Source organism: Polaribacter cellanae (assembly GCF_017569185.1).
In the GTDB taxonomy this organism is placed as follows: Bacteria; Bacteroidota; Bacteroidia; order Flavobacteriales; family Flavobacteriaceae; genus Polaribacter; species Polaribacter cellanae.
Genome location: NZ_CP071869.1, coordinates 3,220,521 through 3,237,853, shown reverse-complemented (window position 1 = coordinate 3,237,853; position 17,333 = coordinate 3,220,521). Strand labels below are relative to the sequence as shown.

At 29.5% G+C, this 17,333-nt stretch carries 20 protein-coding genes; 15 read left to right on the top strand and 5 right to left on the bottom strand.

What is annotated here, in order from left to right; genetic code table 11:
* Positions 1–76: 76 nt before the first annotated feature.
* Both J3359_RS14520 and J3359_RS14515 read left to right on the top strand, forming a co-directional pair.
* On the top strand, positions 77–706 hold the full coding sequence (locus tag J3359_RS14520; protein WP_208077639.1) for a YqaA family protein: 630 nt from the start codon (positions 77–79) through the stop codon (positions 704–706).
* A 17-nt stretch (positions 707–723) separates the two neighbouring features.
* Entirely contained in the window at positions 724–972 is a 249-nt protein-coding gene (locus J3359_RS14515) for a DUF1456 family protein (RefSeq protein ID WP_208077638.1), read from the top strand.
* A 184-nt stretch (positions 973–1,156) separates the two neighbouring features.
* Here the strand turns inward: J3359_RS14515 and J3359_RS14510 are convergent, their stop codons facing one another.
* Positions 1,157–1,528 (bottom strand): DUF3127 domain-containing protein, encoded by a 372-nt coding sequence (locus J3359_RS14510; RefSeq protein ID WP_208077636.1) that lies wholly within the window; start codon positions 1,526–1,528, stop codon positions 1,157–1,159.
* 14 nt (positions 1,529–1,542) lie between these two features.
* Positions 1,543–2,403 (bottom strand): flavin reductase family protein, encoded by an 861-nt coding sequence (locus J3359_RS14505; protein WP_208077634.1) that lies wholly within the window; start codon positions 2,401–2,403, stop codon positions 1,543–1,545.
* A 201-nt stretch (positions 2,404–2,604) separates the two neighbouring features.
* Between J3359_RS14505 and J3359_RS14500 the strand changes: the two genes are divergently transcribed.
* A complete protein-coding gene (locus J3359_RS14500) occupies positions 2,605–3,756 on the top strand; it encodes a sensor histidine kinase (RefSeq protein ID WP_208080494.1) in 1,152 nt (383 codons plus the stop codon).
* Here J3359_RS14500 and J3359_RS14495 read toward each other — a convergent pair.
* From J3359_RS14495 to greA, 3 genes are all read right to left on the bottom strand, one after another.
* The gene (locus J3359_RS14495; protein ID WP_208077632.1) at positions 3,753–3,977 is read right to left on the bottom strand and encodes a hypothetical protein; all 225 of its coding nucleotides are present in this window, start codon (positions 3,975–3,977) and stop codon (positions 3,753–3,755) included. The two genes, J3359_RS14500 and J3359_RS14495, sit on opposite strands and share 4 nt — an antisense overlap.
* A gap of 268 nt (positions 3,978–4,245) precedes the next feature.
* Positions 4,246–4,632: an HIT family protein gene (locus J3359_RS14490; protein WP_208077630.1), complete on the bottom strand. Its 387-nt coding sequence runs from the start codon at positions 4,630–4,632 to the stop codon at positions 4,246–4,248.
* 54 nt (positions 4,633–4,686) lie between these two features.
* Positions 4,687–5,160: a transcription elongation factor GreA gene (gene greA / locus J3359_RS14485; RefSeq protein WP_208077628.1), complete on the bottom strand. Its 474-nt coding sequence runs from the start codon at positions 5,158–5,160 to the stop codon at positions 4,687–4,689.
* A gap of 184 nt (positions 5,161–5,344) precedes the next feature.
* Between greA and J3359_RS14480 the strand changes: the two genes are divergently transcribed.
* The 12 genes from J3359_RS14480 (at position 5,345) to J3359_RS14425 (ending at position 17,333) form a co-directional block, all read left to right on the top strand.
* Positions 5,345–5,770 carry a Rieske (2Fe-2S) protein gene (locus tag J3359_RS14480; RefSeq protein ID WP_208077626.1) on the top strand — a complete coding sequence of 142 codons (426 nt, stop codon included), beginning with the start codon at positions 5,345–5,347 and terminating at the stop codon, positions 5,768–5,770.
* A 50-nt stretch (positions 5,771–5,820) separates the two neighbouring features.
* The gene (locus J3359_RS14475; RefSeq protein ID WP_208077625.1) at positions 5,821–6,978 is read left to right on the top strand and encodes a 5-(carboxyamino)imidazole ribonucleotide synthase; all 1,158 of its coding nucleotides are present in this window, start codon (positions 5,821–5,823) and stop codon (positions 6,976–6,978) included.
* Between the two features lie 145 nt (positions 6,979–7,123).
* Positions 7,124–8,074, top strand: a complete 951-nt coding sequence (locus J3359_RS14470) for a virulence RhuM family protein/type II toxin-antitoxin system death-on-curing family toxin (RefSeq protein ID WP_208077623.1) — start codon at positions 7,124–7,126, stop codon at positions 8,072–8,074.
* Positions 8,075–8,082: 8 nt separating this feature from the next.
* On the top strand, positions 8,083–8,562 hold the full coding sequence (gene purE, locus J3359_RS14465; RefSeq protein WP_208077621.1) for a 5-(carboxyamino)imidazole ribonucleotide mutase: 480 nt from the start codon (positions 8,083–8,085) through the stop codon (positions 8,560–8,562).
* A gap of 55 nt (positions 8,563–8,617) precedes the next feature.
* Positions 8,618–10,633 (top strand): M3 family metallopeptidase, encoded by a 2,016-nt coding sequence (locus J3359_RS14460; RefSeq protein WP_208077620.1) that lies wholly within the window; start codon positions 8,618–8,620, stop codon positions 10,631–10,633.
* A gap of 94 nt (positions 10,634–10,727) precedes the next feature.
* On the top strand, positions 10,728–11,945 hold the full coding sequence (locus J3359_RS14455) for a carboxypeptidase-like regulatory domain-containing protein (RefSeq protein ID WP_208077619.1): 1,218 nt from the start codon (positions 10,728–10,730) through the stop codon (positions 11,943–11,945).
* Between the two features lie 111 nt (positions 11,946–12,056).
* Positions 12,057–12,461, top strand: a complete 405-nt coding sequence (locus J3359_RS14450; RefSeq protein ID WP_208077618.1) for a hypothetical protein — start codon at positions 12,057–12,059, stop codon at positions 12,459–12,461.
* 26 nt (positions 12,462–12,487) lie between these two features.
* Positions 12,488–13,075: a penicillin-binding protein activator LpoB gene (locus tag J3359_RS14445; protein WP_208077617.1), complete on the top strand. Its 588-nt coding sequence runs from the start codon at positions 12,488–12,490 to the stop codon at positions 13,073–13,075.
* A gap of 144 nt (positions 13,076–13,219) precedes the next feature.
* Positions 13,220–14,626, top strand: a complete 1,407-nt coding sequence (locus J3359_RS14440) for a COG3014 family protein (protein WP_208077616.1) — start codon at positions 13,220–13,222, stop codon at positions 14,624–14,626.
* Between the two features lie 141 nt (positions 14,627–14,767).
* Entirely contained in the window at positions 14,768–15,106 is a 339-nt protein-coding gene (locus tag J3359_RS14435; protein ID WP_208077615.1) for a hypothetical protein, read from the top strand.
* 110 nt (positions 15,107–15,216) lie between these two features.
* The gene (locus J3359_RS14430; RefSeq protein ID WP_208077614.1) at positions 15,217–15,933 is read left to right on the top strand and encodes an ABC transporter ATP-binding protein; all 717 of its coding nucleotides are present in this window, start codon (positions 15,217–15,219) and stop codon (positions 15,931–15,933) included.
* A complete protein-coding gene (locus J3359_RS14425; protein WP_208077613.1) occupies positions 15,930–17,333 on the top strand; it encodes an ABC transporter permease in 1,404 nt (467 codons plus the stop codon). The genes J3359_RS14430 and J3359_RS14425 overlap by 4 nt, the downstream gene beginning before the upstream one ends.

Here is a 17,333-nt window from a genome sequence, read left to right as displayed (position 1 = left end):
AGTTAATCTAAAATTCTACTATCTTTTTATTTAGAATTTGTTTCTATTTTTGTAGCTTCACAAAAACAAAAGTTTCTTGGAAAAAAAACAAAAAAAGAGAAAGAAAAACACGGCATTTATAGGCAAAAGACTCCATAATTATTATGGAAGAACTGGCTTTTATGTGTTTGTTTGGGAAAGTGTAAAAAAGGCATTTATCCCAATTGTTTTGGTGGTTTTAGGTTTGTTCCTATTCAATAGATATGTATATGACATTAATGAGGGTTTAGAAAACATTACTGAAACCTTTTCTAGATTGGGTATTTTAATAACCTTCTTTATTTCTGAAACCCTTTTAGGATTAATTCCACCAGAAATATTTATTGCTTGGACAAAAAAAACAGATGAGCCTATTTTAAACCTATCTCTTTTAGCCTTACTTTCTTATTCTGGAGGATTAATTTCCTATTTTTTAGGAAGAATGACACTAAAAATACATTCCGTAAAAATGTATTTAGAAGTTAAAATGGCTGCCAATTTAAAAAACACTCGTAAATGGGGCGGTTTTTTAATTTTAGTAGGTGCATTGTTACCTCTGCCTTTTTCGATTGCTTGTTTGGCTGCAGGTATGATTAAATATCCGTTTAAAAATGTAGTAATTTTTGGATTGTTTCGTTTGTTACGATTCGCAATTTATGGTTGGGCAATTTTTAAAGTAGTTACATAATAAAGTATATTTGCAGTATGGGATTAACAAATAATGATATTTTAAAAAAATTACGTGTCGCACATAAATTGCGTGATACAGATATTGTAGAAATTTGCGCTTTGGTAGATTTTAAAGTTTCTAAGGCAGAGTTAGGTGCTCTTTTTAGAAGTGAAGAACACGATAAATATGTAGAATGTGGCGACCAAATTTTACGAAACTTCTTAAATGGTTTAATTATTCACTTGCGTGGACCAATGCCTAAGAAAAAGATAGAAAAGAAGTAGTTGGAAGTTGGAAGTTGGAAGTTGGAAGTTGGAAGTTGGAAGTTGGAAGTTGGAAGTTGGAAGTTGGAAGTTGGAAGTTGGATAATAAATTTTCAAAATATAATTGCATAAAAAAAAGAGTGTAGATTAAATTTACACTCTTTTTTATTCTTAATTCTTGATTCTAAAAATCTTAATTCTTTTTTTAAAACGGTAAATCGTCTGGCTCTGCATCAGAAACATTAGATGCTTGTTGAAATTGATCTACTGGAGGTAAATTTCCTTGGTTTGGAGCAGATTGAGATAAGTTCTCGATTCTCCAACCTTGTATAGAGTTAAAATACTTCGCTTCTCCTTGTGGATTTATCCACTCTCTACCTCTTAAATTGATAGAAACTTTTACATCTTGCCCAACAGCATAATTGTTTAATAAATCGCACTTATCTTGTATGAATTCAATCATAATCATCTGTGGATATTGCTCGTCTGTAGTAACTACCAGCTCTCTTTTTCTAAAACCATTAGAACCAAATGTTTGAACCTCTCCAATTAATTTTATTTTACCTATAACTTCCATAATATAAACCTTAACTATTTAATTAAAAGCACTTTCCAAGCACTTTCTACATCATTTTTTTCTAAAAACTCTTGCGCAAATGTATGTTTTTTTGTGGTTTCTAACCCCATAAAATGCGGATGTTCTTTTGCAAAGTTATCAACATTTTTTTTATTTGGCAGTTCTTCTACATTGCCTAACATTCCTAAATTATTTCCTGTTAAAACAGTACTGTTTCTAATTTCTAATGGAATTGCGTCTACTCCAATTCCTAAAGTAGATATCGGTTTTGGAATTTCGAAAAAACCATCTCTGGCTCTCGAATAATAACTTCCTCCTGCTCTCGCTACTAAATCTATTTTATATTGATCGATGGCACCATTTTCGTCCAAAACATCCTCAGAAATATGAATTTTTACAACCTCGCAAACGATTAAATTTCCTGATCCACCTTTATCTCCAGTAAAAATAACATCATTTACCTTGCATTCGAATTGTACAGGAGATTCTGCAACTCTAAAAGGTTTTATTTGGTCGGATTTTAGCATGGTAAAACCTGCTTTTTCGAACTCATTTACGCCTTTTGGATATTCTGTAGAGCTCAAAGACATTTGTTGTACAATACTATAATTTACCATATTTATAACCACTTCTTTGGTTGCCAAGGCATTTTCTAACGTGTGTTTTATGGTATTATCTCGAACTCTTCTGGCTGGAGAAAAAATCATAATTGGCGGATTTGAGCCAAACACATTAAAAAAACTAAAAGGCGATAAATTTGCATTTCCATCTTCATCTATTGTACTCGCAAAAGCAATAGGTCTAGGAGCAACTGCACCTAATAAATAACCATGTAATTTGCTTGTAGAAATTTTATTTGGATCTATACTTAACATATTATATTAAAACTTTAGAGTGTCTGTTCGAGCGCAGTCGAAAACTAAAACCTTTCGTAAACTGCGTTTTATCTTCAAATTAAAATACTTTTTAATTTTTAATAATGCTCAAAGAGACATTTAGTTTATAAAAATTGTTTTGTAAAGATACTATCAAAATCTCAAATGAGTTATATAATGGAAACCATTATATTTGTTTTAATGAAATTTACAACCAACACACTTTTCTTTAAAAGAACCGCAATTATTATTTCTCTTGCGATTGTTTCTTTAATTCTTTGGAATACATATATGTTTTTTCAGAATTTTAAACACGAAGAACGTTCTAAAATGGAAATTTTTGGTGCTGCAATAAAGGAGTTTGCTACAAACCCAAATTTAGACGATAGTTTTTATATTGAAGGGATGATTATCGAAAACAACACAAATATTCCTTCTATTTTGGTCGACGAAAATGGAAAAATTTCCTCTTGGCAAAATTTAGATTCTGTAAAAGCCAAAAAACCTGCCTATTTACAAGCACAGTTAAAGAAAATGATGCGTGAAAACAATCCAATTGTTATTAACCTTTCAGACGATAAAACAAACAAAGTTTATTACAGAAATTCCGATTTATTAAATAGATTAACATATTATCCTCTTGCACTTATTTTAATTTTATTTCTTTTTTTAAGTGTTATTTACTTGTTCTACAATACCAATAAAATTGCTGAAACTAACAAATTATGGACAGGAATGGCAAAGGAAACTGCGCATCAAATTGGCACACCTTTATCTTCTTTATTAGGTTGGATTGCCATTTTAAAAATGGAAAAAGTAGAGGATAAATATGTGGAAGAAATAGAAAAAGATGTCCATCGATTAAATACCATTGCCAATCGTTTTTCTAAAATTGGTTCTGTACCAGAATTAAAAAAACAGAATATTGTAGAAATTACTAAAACTGCGTATGATTATTTGGAATCTCGAAGTTCTAAACAAATAACGTTTTCTTTTTCATCTTCAGAAAAAGAATTATTCGCAAACATAAATACCGAATTATTTGGTTGGGTAATCGAAAACTTAATTAAAAATGCGATTGATGCAATGTTAGGGAAAGGCGAACTAAAATTAGCCATAGAAACCAAGCAACAGAAAATAAAAATTACAATTACAGATACTGGAAAAGGAATGTCTAAAAAATTATTTAAACAAATCTTTAAACCTGGTTTTACCACAAAAAAGCGTGGTTGGGGCTTGGGTTTATCACTTTCCAAACGTATTGTAGAAGATTATCACAAAGGAAAAATTTTCGTAAAGAAATCAGAAATTGGAAAAGGGACTACGTTTCAGATTTTGTTGGATAAGGTTTAGTTTAAGAATATTGAAGCTAAAGAAATAACAAATATTGTAAAAAAGAACCACATTAAATTGTTCTTAAATTCTCGTATCAACTTGTTAGCATCTGATAAAAATGGATTTTCTTTTTGTAAATAACTCTCTATTAAATCCTTATCTTTATTTAAAATAAAAGCAGTTTTTATAAAAAAATAAGAAGCTAATAAACTTAAAGCTATATAAATTATTAATTTCATTAATTATTAAAGTTAGTCTCATTTGTCATTCCTGCGAAAGCAGGAATCCATAATTATAATTAAAATAAACCATCAATATTAAATAAAAAAACAACGTATCTTAAAAATTAACCACATAGAATCATAGAAAACATAGCTAATCTTTGCGAAAATCTAAACTAATTATATTCTATAAATTCTTTTACTTTTAGGAAATAAAAAAACTTAGTTTGGATTCCTGCCAGAGTTTATCTTGAGCGAAGACGAAAGACAGGAATGACAATTACTACTAAAATTTAGAAGCAATTTTTTCAGCCAAAACAACAAACTCGTCCTTTGTTAACTTTACTTTTTTATCGAACTGAATGTCTGCCATTTCATTTAAAGGAATTAAATGCACATGTACATGTGGTACTTCTAAACCAATAACACTCATTCCAACTCTTTTACAAGGAATCGCTTTTTCAATCGCTTTTGCAACATCGTAAGAGAAATCCATTAAGTTTTTATATTCGTCTTTAGACAAATCGAAAATTTTATTTTCTTCCTTTTTTGGAACAACCAAAGTATGCCCTTTTGCATTCGGGTTGATATCTAAAAAAGCAAAAAAATCGTCGTTTTCTGCAACTTTATAACTTGGAATTTCTCCTGCAATTATTTTTGTAAATATGCTCATGGTTTTTCAGTCTTCAATAATCAGTTCTCAGTCTTCAGTCAGTTTTAAAAATGTTTATCTAGAAATCTCAACAATTTCGAATTTCATAATTCCATTTGGAACCTGAATTTCCGCAATTTCTCCAACTTTTTTACCTAACAATCCTTTTCCAATAGGAGAATTAACAGATAATTTTCCATTTCTAACATCGGTTTCAGAATCTGCAACTAGTCTATATTTCATTTCCATTCCGTTAGTCGTATTTTTTATAACTACGTTCGAATGAATTAATATTTTTGAGGTATCTAATTGAGATTCATCTAAAATACGTGCCTTAGAAATTACATTTTTTAACTTCGCAATCTTAAATTCTAAGTGAGATTGTTCTTCTTTTGCTGCATGGTATTCCGCATTTTCACTTAAATCTCCTTTATCTCTTGCATCTGCAATTTCTTGTGTTACTCTTGGTCTTTCTACTTGTTCTAATTGAACCAATTCGTCTTTCAACTTCTTTAATCCTTCTGCTGAGTAATAAGATATTTCGCTCATAATAATTTATTTATGTTCTATTATTCTTCTGGTAAACTAAATTTATCAAAAAAAATTCATTTAATAGTACCTTTTTGGGGGTTAAATTTAAAAATCCCATTACCTTCACAGGAATGAGATTCAATTACAAATGTACAAAATATTTGTAACTTGCGAACGTTATTATAAATAATGAAAACTTTTTATGCTCAAAAAAATATTCTTTTTCTCAATTTTACTCGCTTTATTTAACTGCGAAAATAATGATATTTTACAAGGATGTATTAGACCTGCCCCTTTAAGCATAAGCTCCGATTTAAACAACCCACAATTAATAAATGCTTTAGTTCCTGGAGGTTTTGCAGAACTTAATGGTGGTTATAAAGGAATTCTCTTATTAAATGTAAATGGTAAAGATTTTGTTGCTTATGACAGAATTTGCCCTGCAAATGATTGTAAATCTGCAATGACTTACGAGAGAGGAATTGTTTTAAAATGCAAATGTGATGGTAGCGAATATGGTGTTGGAAAAGCAATTGGAGGCACTCCACAAACAGAAGGTTTTAATTGTGCTGCAATAGAATATAAAGTTACAAAAATTGGAAGCGTAATTAGAATCACTAATTTTTAGTAAAAATGATTTGAGTTGTGTATTTTTGCTGAAATACAACAATTTTTATCGTGAAAAACTATTTTTCTTCAAACTTTAAATTAGGCGTTCTTGGTGGTGGCCAACTAGGGAGAATGCTACTCGCAGAAACACAAAAATTCGACATCCATACTTCCATTTTAGAGAGTAATAAAAATGCACCTTGTGCAGTAATTTGCAACAGATTTGTTCTTGGAGATTTATTAGATTTCGATGCTGTTTACAACTTCGGAAAAACAGTAGATGTATTAACCATAGAAATAGAAAATGTAAATTTAGATGCTTTAGACAAGCTAGAAGCAGAAGGATTAACAATTTACCCAAAACCAAAAGATTTACGAATCATACAAAGTAAGGCAAGACAGAAAAATTTTTATGTAGACCATGAAATACCAACTGCAGAATTTTTGCATTATGCCTATTTAGAAGAATTAAAACATTCTATAGAAAACAATATTATTAATTTTCCTTTTGTATGGAAAGCTGCACGTTTTGGTTATGATGGAAATGGTGTTAAAATCGTAAGAAACTTCGAAGATTTAAAAAGTTTGCCAAATGTAGAATGTATTACAGAAAAACTAATTCCGTTTAAAAACGAATTGGCAGTAATTGTTGCAAGAAATGCAAGTGGGGAAACTACAACATATCCTGTGGTGGAAATGGAATTTCACCCTGAAGCAAACCAGGTTGAATATGTAATTTGCCCTGCAAGGATTGATGCAAATGTTGCTGAAAAAGCAAGAGAAACTGCTTTAAAAGTGGTCAATAAATTAGATTTTGTTGGTTTATTAGCTGTTGAATTGTTTCAAACCAAAAACGATGAAATTTTAGTAAACGAAGTTGCGCCAAGACCACACAATTCTGGCCATTATTCTATTGAAGCGAGTTATACCAATCAATTTGAGCAACATTTACGAAGTATTTTAAACCTTCCTTTAGGCAATACAGCAAGTAAAGTTGCCGGAATTATGGTGAATTTAGTGGGCGAAGAAGGATTTTCTGGAGATGTCGTTTACGAAAACATAGAAAATATTTTAAAAATTGATGGAGTAACGCCTCACATTTACGGAAAAAAGGAAACACGTCCGTTTCGTAAAATGGGTCATGTAACTATCGTTAATAAGAATATTGAAAAAGCGAGAGAGATTGCACAGAAAGTAAAGGAAACGATTCGCGTGATTTCGAAGTAATTTTTTTTAGTAGAAAATTAGAGAAAATTTGTTTGTTCGGAAATCCCTCATTAAAATTAAAACATCTTTTTCATGTATTTAAATATAGTAAAAAACAGATCTTAAATACGAGTATCAATTAAAATTTAAGAGTTAAAAATTAATAATGAATTCAGGAGAAGTTTTTTTATACAAAAATGAAAACGGAAAACCTTCTGTGGAAATAAATTTAGTAAAAAATACTTTATGGCTTTCTCAAAAGCAGATGTCTGAATTATTTGACAAAAATTCGGATACAATAGGACTTCACCTAAAAAATATATACTCCTCTAAAGAATTAGACAAAATAGCAACTACCGAGAAATCCTCGGTAGTTCAAAAAGAAGGTAACAGAAAAGTAAACAGAACAGTCACTTTTTACAATCTTGACGCAATAATTAGTGTTGGATATCGTGTAAACTCTAAAAAAGGAACACAATTTAGAATCTGGGCAACAAATATACTAAAAGAACATCTTACCAAAGGATATTCTATAAACGAAAAACGTTTAGAGCAACTTCAGAAGACAATACAGCTGATTCATAGAACCTCTAAATTAACTTCTGAAACTAAAGATTTATTAGATATTTTATCCGATTATTCTTCTGCTTTAGATATTTTAGATAAGTTCGATCATCAATCATTAACAAAAAATAAGGTTAATAATTCTGTTTCTTATCAAATTGAATATGATGAAGCAAAATATGCAATTGATAAATTAAAACTAAAATTTGGAGGCTCTAATTTATTTGGAAATGAAAAAGACCAATCTTTTAAGAGTTCAATTGCTATAATAGACCAAACTTTTGACGGTAAAGAGCTATATACAAGTATTGAAGAAAAAGCGGCACATCTTTTATATTTTGTTGTGAAAAACCATTCTTTTACTGATGGAAACAAACGAATTGCAGCTTGGTTATTTGTTTGGTACTTAGATAAAAATAATTTTTTATATAAAAATGATGGTTCTAAAAGAATTGAAAATAATACTTTAGTGGCTTTAACCTTAATGATGGCAGAAAGCAATCCAAATGAAAAAGAAATGATGATTAATGTAATTATCAACTTAATAAATTAAAATTAATTATGGTAGGAATAATAATGGGAAGCGATTCAGATCTTCCAATAATGGAAGAAGCAATCGATATTTTAGAGAGCATGGATATTCAAATTGAAGTAGATATTGTATCTGCTCACAGAACTCCAGATAAATTAGTAAAATATGCTAAAAATGCACATTTACGAGGCATAAAAGTAATAATAGCTGGTGCTGGAGGCGCAGCACATTTGCCAGGAATGGTCGCTTCTATGAGCCCTCTGCCAGTTATTGGTGTTCCAATAAAAAGTAGAAATTCTATAGATGGTTGGGATTCTGTTTTATCTATTTTACAAATGCCTGGAGGCGTTCCTGTAGCAACTGTAGCCTTAAATGGCGCAAAAAATGCAGGTATTTTAGCAACACAAATTATTGGAGCTGCAGACAACTGTGTTTTAGATAAAATTATTACTTACAAAGAAGGTTTAAAACTAAAAGTTGAACAAGCTTCTGAAAGAGTTAGAAAATAAATATATTTAGTAAATCAACACAATTAAACAAATAAATACACGATTAAACAATAGAATGAATCCACTTTTACAAGATTTTAATACTGCTCCTTTTTCTAAAATTACAAACGAACACTACAAACCTGCTATAAAAAAAGCCATAGAAATTGCAAAAAAAGAAATACATACGATTGTTGAAAATTTAGAAAAACCAACTTTCGAAAACACCACTGTTGCTTTAGATTTTACTGGCGAAAAACTAAACAGAATTACCAGTATTTTCTTTAACTTGAATTCTGCGGAAACCAATGACGAAATTCAAAAAATAGCACAAGAAGTTTCTCCTTGGTTAAGTGAATTTAGAAACGATATTACTTTAAATGAAGCACTTTTTAAACGAGTAAAAAATGTTTTTGAGGTTAAAGAAAGTTTAGAATTAACACCAGAACAAGAAATGTTGCTAGACAAACAGTACAAAAGTTTTGCTAGAAATGGTGCGAATTTAAACGAAAGCGATAAAACTGAACTTCGAAAAATAGATACGCAACTATCTAAACTATCATTACAATTTGGTGAAAATGTGTTGGCAGAAACCAATGCATTTGAAATGCACTTAACAGATGAAAAAGAACTTGATGGTTTGCCAAACTCTGCAAAAGAAGCTGCAAAACAATTGGCAAATGAAAAAGGTAAAGAAGGTTGGATTTTTACGTTAGATTACCCAAGCTACATTCCTTTTATGACGTATGCAGATAATAGAGAATTAAGGAAAAAACTGGCAATTGCAGCTGGGAAAAAAGGGTTTCAGGATAATAAAAATAATAACGAACAAATTGTTTTAGACATTGTGAACCTCCGCCATAAAAGAGCCAATTTATTGGGTTATAAAACACATGCACATTTTGTTTTGGAAGAAAGAATGGCTGAAACTCCTAAAAAAGTAATCGATTTTTCGAACGAATTGTTAGAAAAAGCAAAACCTGCTGCTACAAAAGAATTTGAAAACTTAGAAAAATACGCTAAAAAATTAGACGGAATCAATCAACTTCAAAAATGGGATGGCGCTTATTATTCAGAAAAACTAAAGAAAGAAATTTTTGATTTAGATCAAGAACTTTTAAAACCCTATTTTAAATTAGAAAATGTAATTGATGGCGTTTTTGAAATTGCAAATCGTTTATATGATTTACAATTCGAAGAAGTCACTACAATCGACACATATCACAAAGATGTAAAAACCTACAACGTAACTGATTCTAAAGGAAGTTTTGTCGCTGTTTTTTATGCCGATTTTCATCCTAGAAAAGGCAAACGAAATGGTGCTTGGATGACTTCTTATAAACCGCAACAAATTAAAGACGGAGTTAACGAAAGACCTCACGTTTCTATCGTTTGTAATTTTACGAAACCAACCCCAACAAAACCATCATTATTAACTTTTAATGAAGTTACTACCTTGTTTCATGAATTTGGGCACGCTTTACATGGAATGTTAGCAAATACAACCTATAATAGTTTGTCTGGAACTTCCGTTTCTTGGGATTTTGTAGAATTACCAAGTCAGGTTTTGGAAAATTGGTGTTACGAAAAAGAAGCCTTAGAATTGTTTGCCAAGCATTATGAAACTGGAGAAATTATTCCAATGAAATATGTGGAAAAAATAAAAGAATCTGCAAGTTTTCATGAAGGAATGCAAACGTTAAGACAATTGAGTTTTGGTTTGTTAGATATGGGTTGGCATTCTCAAAATCCATCAAAAATAAAAACTGTAAAAGAGTTTGAAAACGAAGCTTTTGCGAATACCAAGTTATATCCTGATGTTGCAGAAAACGCCATGAGTACTGCTTTTTCTCATATTTTTCAAGGAGGCTATGCTGCTGGATATTATTCTTACAAATGGGCAGAAGTTTTAGATGCAGATGCTTTTGAATATTTTTTAGAAAAGGGAATTTTTAATAAAGAAGTAGCTACAAAATTTAAAGAAAACATACTGTCTAAAGGTGGTACAGAAAAACCAATGATTTTATACAAACGCTTTCGAGGAAAAGAACCCAAGCCAGATGCACTTTTAAGAAGAGCGGGTTTATTATAGCAGTTTTTCAGTTTGCAGTAAAACAGTCTTCAGTAGGCAGTTAAAACCTGACTGAAAACTGCCAACTGAAAATTGAAAACTTTTTTTTAAAATCATGAAACAAAACCTCTCACTTTTATTCGTATTCATAACCAATTGTATCATCGCACAAATTACAATTACAGGAACTGTGTATGATAAAAATGGACCATTAGAAGGAACTGCTGTGTATTTTAACAATACAATGGTTGGCACAACTACGAATGCGAATGGCGAGTTTTCTATAAAAGCAAAAGAAGGCAAATATGAATTGATTGTTTCTTATTTGGGTTATAAAACCATAAATTATCCTTTAAATACTTCCAACTATACAGCCCCTTTAAAGTTTGCTTTGTTGGAAGATGAAAATATGCTGAATGAAATTGTAATTCGTAAAACGGTTTACGATAATGAATGGAAATACAATCTTATTCGTTTTAAACAAGAATTTATTGGACGCACAGAATTGGCTAAAGATTGTAAAATTTTAAACCCTAAAGTGTTGCATTTCGAGTTTGATGCAAAAAACAATGTTCTTACTGCTATTGCAAGAGAACCTTTAGAAATTAAACACACGGAATTAGGCTATAAAATTACGTTCGATTTGGAGAGTTTTATCATTAACAAAAATTACGTAACCTATTTAGGCTATTCTCGATACGAAAATTTAAAAGGTGGTAAAAGAAAACAACGCAAATGGAAAGAAAACAGATTGAAAGCTTACAATGGTTCTTTTACACATTTTTATCAATCTTTAATTAAAAATACGACGTACGAAGATGGTTTTATTGTGCACCAATTTAAAAGAGTTGCAAACCCAGAAATGCCCACTGAAAAACAAATTAAAAGAGCCAGAGAATTGGTGAAATTAAATCGTTCTCGAATCAATTTTTCAAAGGAAATTAAAGAACCTAAAACCAATTTAGATTCAGCTCTAGTGATTTTAAGAAAAACTAAATTACCAAAATTTAAAGATTATTTATACAAATCTAAAGTTCCTGTAAACGAAATAATCACCAAAGAAAATGGCACTTATTATTTAAGTTTCGAAAATAATATTAGTGTTGTTTACACAAAAGAATTAGAAGAAAAAGCCTATATTTTAAGAAAAGCTTTTAGCAAATTTAGAAAAGCATTGCCACAAACCTCTGCTGTAATTCCATTGAAAAGACCAATTGAAATAGACAAAAACGGACTTATGGCAAATCCATTAGACGTTTATTACGAGGGCTATTGGTCTTACGAAAAACTTGCAAACTCTTTGCCAATAGATTACGTTCCTATTTTAAATTAGTTCATAATCGGTCTATTTTTACATTACTAAATAAAAGTTAAATTAATAGTAATAACACATACCTTTAATTCTTTATATTTAATTTTGTAACTCTTAAAAAATACACCAATTATGAAAACGAAAATTTTAATATTATTTGTATCCACTATTTTTATAACTTTCTCTAGCTTTTCTCAACAAAAAACTTCTGATTTAAATCAAAATCCGAATTTTGCAAAAAGTATGAATTCTTATTTAGAAACAAATAAAGAAATTATTTTAACACAAGGCACCACAAGTCAAGAAACTTATAAGGCGATAGACCCTTTGCAAGAAAGAAGAGATTTAAGAAGTTTAAGAAGAAAACACCGCGCAAATAGGTTATTATGGAGACATCAAGAAAGATTAGAACGTGCTAAAAACACTCAGTTTATTGAATATGATTATCCGAATTATTATAACGGATACTACAATAATAATTGGAACAATTTTGGCTCTTTGCTAAGCTTAGGTTTATTTTACAATCACTTTTTTTAATTAACAAATAGAAACAACAACAAATAATGAAAAAATTAAATACAATCGCACTTATACTTACTGTAGGAGTTTTAACTTTAAATTCTTGTGCCAAAAAAGTTACACGTATTAACACAAATGAACAAGTAGATATTAGTGGAAGATGGAACGACACAGACTCAAGACTTGCCTCTGAAGAACTAACGCAAGAAATTCTAACAGGAAATTGGTTGACAGATTTTGTTCAACAAAATGGAAAAAAACCAGTAATAATTGTAGGATTGGTACGTAACAAATCTCACGAACATATAGAAGCAGAAACTTTTACAAAAGACATAGAAAAAGCATTTATAAAAAGACAAAAAGCACGTATTGTTTCTGGAGGAAAAATGAGAGAAGAATTAAGAGCAGAACGTGCAGACCAACAAGACAATGCATCTTTATCTACTGTTAAAAAATTCGGCTTAGAATCTGGCGCAGACTTCATGTTGCAAGGAAACATAAACTCTATCGTCGATGCACATGGAAGACAAAAAGTAGTTTATTATCAAATAGATTTAGAACTTACAAATATTCAAACCAACGAAAAAGTATGGATTGGTGATAAAAAAATAAAAAAATTCGTAAAGAATTAATTTTTTTTTACCCGAGTTATAATAAAAGCTTTCCTCTAACCAGGAAAGCTTTTTACAGCTAATTAGTTTAAAAATGTTGTATCAATAAAATAATTAAAGTTACATGCAACATTATTATACTAATTAGGCATTAATGCTAAATCTATGTTTAAAAATTTAAATTTATTTAAAATAACCTATTTTCTATTTTTGCTACTTCTTACCTATAGTTGTGGTACTACTTATAATGTTAAAAGTAAAGAATTTCAGCAAGAATTACAAAATGGAAACACTAAAGAAGCCCTTTTAAAAATTAATGAAAATAAATTCTTAAAAAAGAAAAAAAACTTATTATTATATTATTTCGAAAAAGGAAAAGTTGCTTATTTAGATAATGATTACGAATTAAGTAATACTTTTTTAAATAAAGCAGATAACTTTATCTTAGAAAATAAAAGAGATGTTGGTGGTAAAATCTTAGGAACTCTTTTAAATCCTGAACAAGAAACTTATTTGGGTGAAGATTTCGAAAAAGTAGCCATCCATTATTACAAAGCATTAAATTATACTTTTTTACGTAAATATGATGAGGCACTTGTTGAAGCTAGGAAAATAAATTTACAGCTTCAAAGTATAAATGAAAACTATCCAGATGATAAAAAAAACAGATATTCTACAGATGCATTTGCTTTAAGTTTACAAGGTATGCTTTACGAATCTTCCAAAAATATAAACGATGCATTTATATCTTATAGAAATGCTGTTGATTTATATTTAAAAAATAAAGGTCATTTTTTTGGGGTCGATATTCCAAATCAATTAAAAGAAGATCTATTAAGAACCGCAAAACACTTAGGCTTTACAAATGAATTTTTACGTTATAAAAAACTTTTAAACTTTAATTATAAAGAGAAAAATACTACAAATGGTGAAGTAATTATTTTTTGGGAAAATGGTTTGGTACCTTTTAAAGATGAAAATAATTTTGCTTTCACCATTTTGCCAGGAAAAGAAACAGGTGTAGCTACTATTTATAATAAAGAATTAAACTTAACTTTACCAATACCCATTAGCAACAAAAAAAATAAAGAAAGTAAATTTTCTGATATTAGTATTTTTAACGTAGCATTTCCTAAATATATAGCAAGAAAACCTTATTACACAGGTGCTTTAATTAAGAAAGACTCCACAGAAACCTACAATTTTCAATTAGCAGAAAACTACGAAGAAATCGCTTTTAAAACGTTAAAAGATAGAACACTTAGAGAAATAGGCAAAGTAGCTTTACGATTGGCTGTTAAGAAAACTTCTGAACACTTAGTAAGAGATAAAAATGAAGATTTAGGTGCACTTTTGGGTATTTTTAATTCTATTACAGAAGGGGCAGACACAAGAAACTGGCAAAGTTTACCTCAAAAAATTTATTACACTAGAATTCCTCTAAAAAAAGGAAAAAACACTTTTACCTTAGAATTATTAAAAAATGGAAATGTTGCTTCTGAGGAAAAGATAGAAGTAATGGGGACAGGAAATATTGTTTTCAGAAAAGTATCTAGTTTAAATTCTTATTAAACAACATTCTACTTTTAGCAACATTACTTCTATTTTATCTAAAAAAATATTTTAGATAAATATTAACAAAAAAAAACAATAGAAAAGTTTTTTAAATTTTATTTTCGTCACTTATACTCCAACTAATTAATTGTTTATAAAGTGATTAAATACACAACTGTTAAAAAAACATTTATAGTAATGCTTTTAGCATTTACGATACTGTTTCCATCAGTTTTTAAATTTTTTCATCATCATAAAACAGAACTTTCTCATATAACTTGTTCTTTAGAAGAAACTCACCTGCATGAAGGTTTTACAGATTTCTGTGACATCTGTTTTTTTTCAGTATCTAATTTTAGTTTCTCTGCATTTAAAAATGCTTATTTTATTCCTTCTTTTTTGCCTCATAAGATAGTTGCAGAAAAGTATACTGCAAAATATACAGCACTTGCTTTCTCGAACACTCAACTAAGAGCACCTCCATTTTTTCTTTCTTAAAAAAATAGTTTTTCAACTAACATATTAATCTAAATATTTAAAAAGACAGTGTAATTACTTCTATTTAAAATATTTAGATGCATCCTTATATATTACAAATTCAAAATAAAATGATTAAAACAACTAATTTAACCAAAAATTATGGCGATTTTACTGCCTTAAACAACTTAAACCTACATATAAAAGAGGGCGAAATTTTTTGTCTTTTAGGTGCTAATGGCGCAGGAAAATCTACCACAATTAACCTTTTATTAAATTTTATTGCGCCAAGTTCTGGAAATGCCTTTATTAATAATGTTGATGTTGCAAAACATTCTAAAAAAACCAAATCTTTTTTAACCTATATTCCAGAAAATTTAACACTTTACCCAACATTAACCGCTGTCGAAAACTTAGATTATTTCTTAGGAATTGGAGGTAAAACATTTTCTAAAGTAGAGTTAGAACATTTCTTAACAGAGGCAGGTTTACAGCAAGAAGCATTTTACAAACGCATTCAGTATTTTTCGAAAGGAATGCGTCAAAAAGTAGGTATTGCTTTGGCAATCGCAAAAAACTCTAAAGTACTTTTATTAGATGAACCTACTTCTGGTTTAGACCCAAAATCTAGCAACGAATTTGGTGCGCTCATTAAAAAAATGAGTTTAAACAAAGTAGCTATTCTAATGGCAACACACGATATTTTTAGAGCAAAAGAAATTGGAACACATATTGGAATTATGAGACAAGGTGTGTTAATACATTCTTTTTCTAGTGACGAAATCTCGCTTCAAGATTTAGAAAAACTATATTTAGAAACTATGAATTTAAACGAAGTAAGCAAATGATTTCTAAAATAATAACCAAAGAAATTAAAGAAATTTTACGTGATGGGCGTTTTAAAATTTCTATAATTATTGTACTTTTATTGCTAGCTGTTTCGCTTTTTGTAACGTCTAAACAATACAAAAGTATTTCGGAACAATATACAAATGCGCAAAAAAACGAGCGAAATGCTTGGGAATCACAAGGAGAAAAAAACCCACATTCTGCTGCACATTATGGTAATTATGTCTTCAAACCAAAATTTCCATTATCGCTTATAGACCAAGGTGTAGATAAATATACTGGAATTTCTATATTCTTAGAAGCACATAACAGAAATGAAGCGCAATATAGCGAAGCTACAGACCAAACTGCTTTGTCTCGTTTTGGAGAACTTACTCCCAATTTTATTTTATTCTTTATTATACCTCTAATAATTATTTTGGTGAGTTACAATACATTTACAAAAGAAGTTGAGGGAAAAACCCAATATCTTTTAAAAAGCCAAGGAATAGATGGCTGGAAATTAGTGCTCGGAAAATGGATTGCTTCTTTAATACCTACTTTAGTAATTACTACATTTCTATTTCTTATTGCTGGAATTATACTATCTAACCTTTCTAACTATGGAAGTTTTAGCTGGGCTTCTTTAGCCATTTTATATGTAGTGTATTTGCTTTATTATTTCATTTTTACAAATGTGATTGTACTTATTTCATCCATTTCAAAAAAATCGGGAATTGCTTTAGTAAGCAGTTTAACTTTTTGGGTTTTGGCATGTTTTATAGCTCCGAAAATCGCTAGTAATTTGGCAGATTCTAAATACCCATATCCAACAAATCAAGAATTTTCTGATAAAATTTCCGCAGAAAAAAAACAAGGTTTAGATGGGCATAATCCTTGGAATAAAGAATCTAAAAAGTTAGAAGAAGATGTTCTTAAAGAATATAATGTAGCCGATATTAAAGATTTACCTTTTAACTTTTACGCTTATCGAATGCAAAAAAGTGAAGAATATCAAGCCAAAATATATGCAAAACATTATCAGAAATTAAAAGAACAGTTTTATAAACAAGAAAATGTTTACAAAACCATTTCTATAATCTCACCTTTTTTATCTGCGCGTTTTTTGTCGATGTCTATCGCAAATACAGACTATCAAACACATTGGAATTTTACTGATGCAGCCGAAGATTACAGAATTAAAACACAAAAATTCTTAAATGGGAAAACGCAAAACAATTCTAAAATTGGCGAACGTTATATTGCTTCTGCAGATACTTGGAAAGAGCTTCCAAAGTTTAGCTATACCCCAAAAACAGTAACCCAAAAACTGAAAGGAAATATCTTTAATTTCTTAATTCTTTTTTTATGGTTTTCTGTTACAGGTGGTGCTTTATTTTTAATCAATAAAAAATATTAA

Coding starts and splice junctions, on each gene's coding strand:
- J3359_RS14505 (WP_208077634.1), bottom strand. CDS start 2,403: ATGTTAAGTATAGATCCAAATAAAATTTCTACAAGCAAATTACATGGT.
- J3359_RS14455 (WP_208077619.1), top strand. CDS start 10,728: ATGAAACAAAACCTCTCACTTTTATTCGTATTCATAACCAATTGTATC.
- J3359_RS14480 (WP_208077626.1), top strand. CDS start 5,345: ATGCTCAAAAAAATATTCTTTTTCTCAATTTTACTCGCTTTATTTAAC.
- J3359_RS14450 (WP_208077618.1), top strand. CDS start 12,057: ATGAAAACGAAAATTTTAATATTATTTGTATCCACTATTTTTATAACT.
- J3359_RS14425 (WP_208077613.1), top strand. CDS start 15,930: ATGATTTCTAAAATAATAACCAAAGAAATTAAAGAAATTTTACGTGAT.
- J3359_RS14470 (WP_208077623.1), top strand. CDS start 7,124: ATGAATTCAGGAGAAGTTTTTTTATACAAAAATGAAAACGGAAAACCT.
- J3359_RS14515 (WP_208077638.1), top strand. CDS start 724: ATGGGATTAACAAATAATGATATTTTAAAAAAATTACGTGTCGCACAT.
- J3359_RS14490 (WP_208077630.1), bottom strand. CDS start 4,632: ATGAGCATATTTACAAAAATAATTGCAGGAGAAATTCCAAGTTATAAA.
- J3359_RS14460 (WP_208077620.1), top strand. CDS start 8,618: ATGAATCCACTTTTACAAGATTTTAATACTGCTCCTTTTTCTAAAATT.
- J3359_RS14495 (WP_208077632.1), bottom strand. CDS start 3,977: ATGAAATTAATAATTTATATAGCTTTAAGTTTATTAGCTTCTTATTTT.
- J3359_RS14510 (WP_208077636.1), bottom strand. CDS start 1,528: ATGGAAGTTATAGGTAAAATAAAATTAATTGGAGAGGTTCAAACATTT.
- purE (WP_208077621.1), top strand. CDS start 8,083: ATGGTAGGAATAATAATGGGAAGCGATTCAGATCTTCCAATAATGGAA.
- J3359_RS14430 (WP_208077614.1), top strand. CDS start 15,217: ATGATTAAAACAACTAATTTAACCAAAAATTATGGCGATTTTACTGCC.
- J3359_RS14500 (WP_208080494.1), top strand. CDS start 2,605: ATGAAATTTACAACCAACACACTTTTCTTTAAAAGAACCGCAATTATT.
- greA (WP_208077628.1), bottom strand. CDS start 5,160: ATGAGCGAAATATCTTATTACTCAGCAGAAGGATTAAAGAAGTTGAAA.
- J3359_RS14445 (WP_208077617.1), top strand. CDS start 12,488: ATGAAAAAATTAAATACAATCGCACTTATACTTACTGTAGGAGTTTTA.
- J3359_RS14440 (WP_208077616.1), top strand. CDS start 13,220: ATGTTTAAAAATTTAAATTTATTTAAAATAACCTATTTTCTATTTTTG.